This window comes from Actinomycetota bacterium (assembly GCA_036280995.1).
Classification (GTDB): domain Bacteria; phylum Actinomycetota; class CALGFH01; order CALGFH01; family CALGFH01; genus CALGFH01.
This window is the reverse complement of record DASUPQ010000672.1, coordinates 1-3242: the sequence shown is the minus strand read 5'-3', so window position 1 is coordinate 3242 and position 3242 is coordinate 1. Positions and strand designations below refer to the sequence as shown.

Sequence of the window (3242 nt, the reverse complement as noted above, 5' to 3'; positions counted from 1 at the left end):
CGCCACCGTCACCGCCGGGACCCCGCTCGGCGCGGTCGCCGCCGGGTCGGTCCCCTACCTGGTGCTCGTGCCGCACGGTGTGCGCGGCCGGGTGGAGGCCATCCGCCCCGCCGGGAGCTACCCGGCGGACGTGCCGGTGGCGACGGTGGCCGGCCACCAGGTGACCATGGCCACGCGCTGGCCCGTGCGGCGCCCCAGGCCGTACCGTGAGCGCCTGGACGCGGCCGTGCCGCTGGTCACCGGCCAGCGGGTCCTGGATGCGGTGCTGCCGGTGACCCTTGGCGGCACCGCGGCCGTGCCCGGCGGCTTCGGCACCGGCAAGACGGTCCTGCTCCAGCAGATCGCCAAATGGTGCGAGGCCGACGTGATCGTGTACGTGGGCTGCGGCGAGCGGGGCAACGAGATGGCCGACGTGGTCGCCGAGCTGGCCGAGCTGCCCGACCCCCGCACCGGCGGGCGCCTGGCCGAGCGGACCGTGGTCGTCGCCAACACCTCCAACATGCCGATGATGGCCCGTGAGGCCAGCGTGTACAGCGGGGTCACCGTCGCCGAGCACTTCCGCGACATGGGCTACGACGCCGTGGTGATCGCCGACTCGACCTCCCGCTGGGCCGAGGCGTTGCGCGAGCTCGCCTCCCGCAGCGGCGCCCTCCCCGCCGAGGAGGGCTACCCGGCCGACCTCGCCTCGGCCCTGGCCGCCTTCTACGAGCGCGCCGGGCGGGTCACGACCACCGGAGGGCGGCAGGGCTCGGTGACCGTCATCGGCGCCGTCTCCCCGCCCGGCGGCGACCTCACCGAGCCGGTCACCACCCACACCCAGCGCTTCGCGCGCAGCCTGTGGACCCTCGACCGCGGGCTGGCCTATGCCCGCCACTACCCGGCGGTGTCGTGGGCGGACTCCTTCTCCCGCGACGCCGACGCCGTGGCCGCCTGGCACGCTGGCCACGGCGACCCCGGCTGGGTGCGGCGGCGGGCCCGGATGAGCGGCCTGCTCGCCGAGGCCGACCGGCTCGGGGCGCTGGTGGAGCTGGTGGGGGCGGCCGCGCTGCCGGCCCGGGAGCGGGTCGTGCTGCTCGCCGGCCGCCTGCTGCGCGAGGCGGTCCTCCAGCAGAGCGCGCTCAGCCCCGTCGACGCGTTCTCCCCGGCCGAGCGGACGGCCGCGCTCGCCGGGGCGGTCCTGGAGGTCGTCGACGCCTGCCAGGCCCTGGCCGACCGCGGCGTGCCGGCCGCGGTCGTCGAGGAGCAGGACTTCTCGCCGCTGCTGCGCGCCCGCGAGGAGGCCGACGCCGCCGCCGAGGTCGCCGGCCGCCGCGACACCATGCTCACCCGTCTGGGGGCATTGCGATGACGACGCTGCGAAGCCCGAGACCGGTGGCATCCGTTCCGGTCGCCTGGGCCCAGGTCGAGCACACCGACATGGCCGAGCTCCGCGGTCCCCTGGTGGTCGTCCGCGGGGCGGAGGGGGTCGGCTGGGACGAGCTGGCCATCGTCCGGCTCGCCTCCGGAGAGACGCGCCACGGGCTGGTCCTGGAGGTCGACCGGGACCTGGCGGTGGTCCAGGTGCTCGAGGGCACCGACGGGATGGACCCGACGGGGACCCGGGTGGCGTTCTCCGGCCACCCCCTGCGCGTCCCCGTCGGCCCCGGCTGGCTGGGCCGGGTCTGCAACGGCCGCGGCCAGCCGATCGACGGCGGCCCGCCCGTGTTCGGCCCGGCGGAGGCACCCGTCGACGGCGCCCCGCTCAACCCCACGCTGCGCGAGCCGCCGGCCGAGCCGGTGCTCACCGGCGTGTCGGCCATCGACGCCCTGACCACCCTGGTCCGCGGCCAGAAGCTGCCGATCTTCTCCACCGCCGGCCTGCCCCACCTGACCCTGGCCACCCAGGTGGCCGCCCAGGCGTCGGCCGGCGGGGAGCCGTTCAGCGTGGTGGTCGCCGCCATGGGGCTCAGCCATGCCGACGCCGCCGCCGTCCGCGACGCCCTGGAGGAGCGGTCCGCCGCCGGCGAGCTGGCGCTCCTGCTCAACCTGGCCGACGACCCGGTGATCGAGCGGATCCTCACCCCCCGCATCGCCCTCACCGTCGCCGAGCACCTGGCCTTCGCCCTCGGCCGGCATGTGCTGGTGGTCATGGCCGACATGACCAGCTACTGCGAGGCGGTCCGGGAGGTCTCGATCGCCCGCGGCGAGATCCCCGCCCGGCGGGCCTACCCCGGCTACCTGTACTCCGACCTGGCCTCCCTGTACGAGCGCTGTGGACGCATCCGCGGGGTCGCCGGCTCGGTCACCGTGCTGCCGGTCCTGACCATGCCGGCCGGCGACATCACCCACCCGGTGCCCGACCTGACCGGGTACATCACCGAGGGCCAGGTGGTGCTGTCCGGCGAGGTCCACGCCCGCGGCGTCTACCCGCCCGTCGACGCGCTGTCGTCGCTGTCGCGGCTGATGCGCAAGGGCGCCGGCCCTGGCCGCACCCGCCGGGAGCACCTGGACCTGGCCGCCCAGCTGCTGGCCGCCCTGGCCCGGGCACGGCAGGCCCGCGAGCTGGCCGAGCTGGTCGGGGCCGGCGCGCTCAGCGCCACCGACCGCGGCTACCTGGAGCTGGAGCGGGCGTTCGAGCGCGTGCTGGTCAGCCAGCGGCCCGACGAGCGCCGCGGCCTGGACGAGACCTTCGAGCGAGCCTGGCGGGTGCTGTCGGCGCTGCCCAGGCGCGAGCTCACCATGGTGTCCGCCGCGGACCTCGACGCCCACCATCAGGTCGGGGACGAGGGCGCCGAACCGGAGGACCGGCGATGAGCGCCGGGCCCAGGGTCCCGCCGGGCCGGGCGGGCAGGCTGTGGCTGCGCGGCCGCCTGGCGACCGCCGAGCGCGCCCTGGACCTGCTCGACCGCAAGCTGCGCATCCTGCGCCGCGAGCGGGAGCGGCTCGATCTGCTGGCGGGCCGCACCGGCGAGGAGCTGGAGCGCACCTGCGGTGAGGCCCAGACCTGGCTGCTGCGCGCCGGGCTGGTGGGCGGCCAGCGCGACCTGCGGCTGGCCGGCGGCGGCCCGCCGGCCGAGGTGAGGATCGCCTGGCGGGACACCATGGGCGTCCACTACCCGGCCGGGGCGAGCGTCAGCCTGCCCGACCCGGTGCCGCCGCCGCCGGCCTGCACGGCCGCGCTCGCCCCGGCGGCGGCCGCCTACCGGGCCGCGCTGGCCGCCGCGGTCAGCCACGCCGCCGCGACCGCGGCCGCACGCCTGGTG

At 77.3% G+C, this 3242-nt stretch carries 3 protein-coding genes; all 3 read left to right on the top strand.

The genetic code is table 11. The features are described 5' to 3' along the window. Window positions 1-1348, top strand: a 1348-nt coding sequence (locus VF468_22865; GenBank protein ID HEX5881131.1) for a V-type ATP synthase subunit A, incomplete at its 5' end; no start/stop codon positions are given. 23 nt (window positions 1349-1371) lie between these two features. Continuing rightward, entirely contained in the window at window positions 1372-2793 is a 1422-nt protein-coding gene (locus tag VF468_22860) for a V-type ATP synthase subunit B (GenBank protein ID HEX5881130.1), read from the top strand. Next, window positions 2790-3242: V-type ATP synthase subunit D (locus tag VF468_22855; GenBank protein ID HEX5881129.1), on the top strand; the 453-nt coding region annotated here is incomplete at its 3' end. The genes VF468_22860 and VF468_22855, both read left to right, overlap by 4 nt.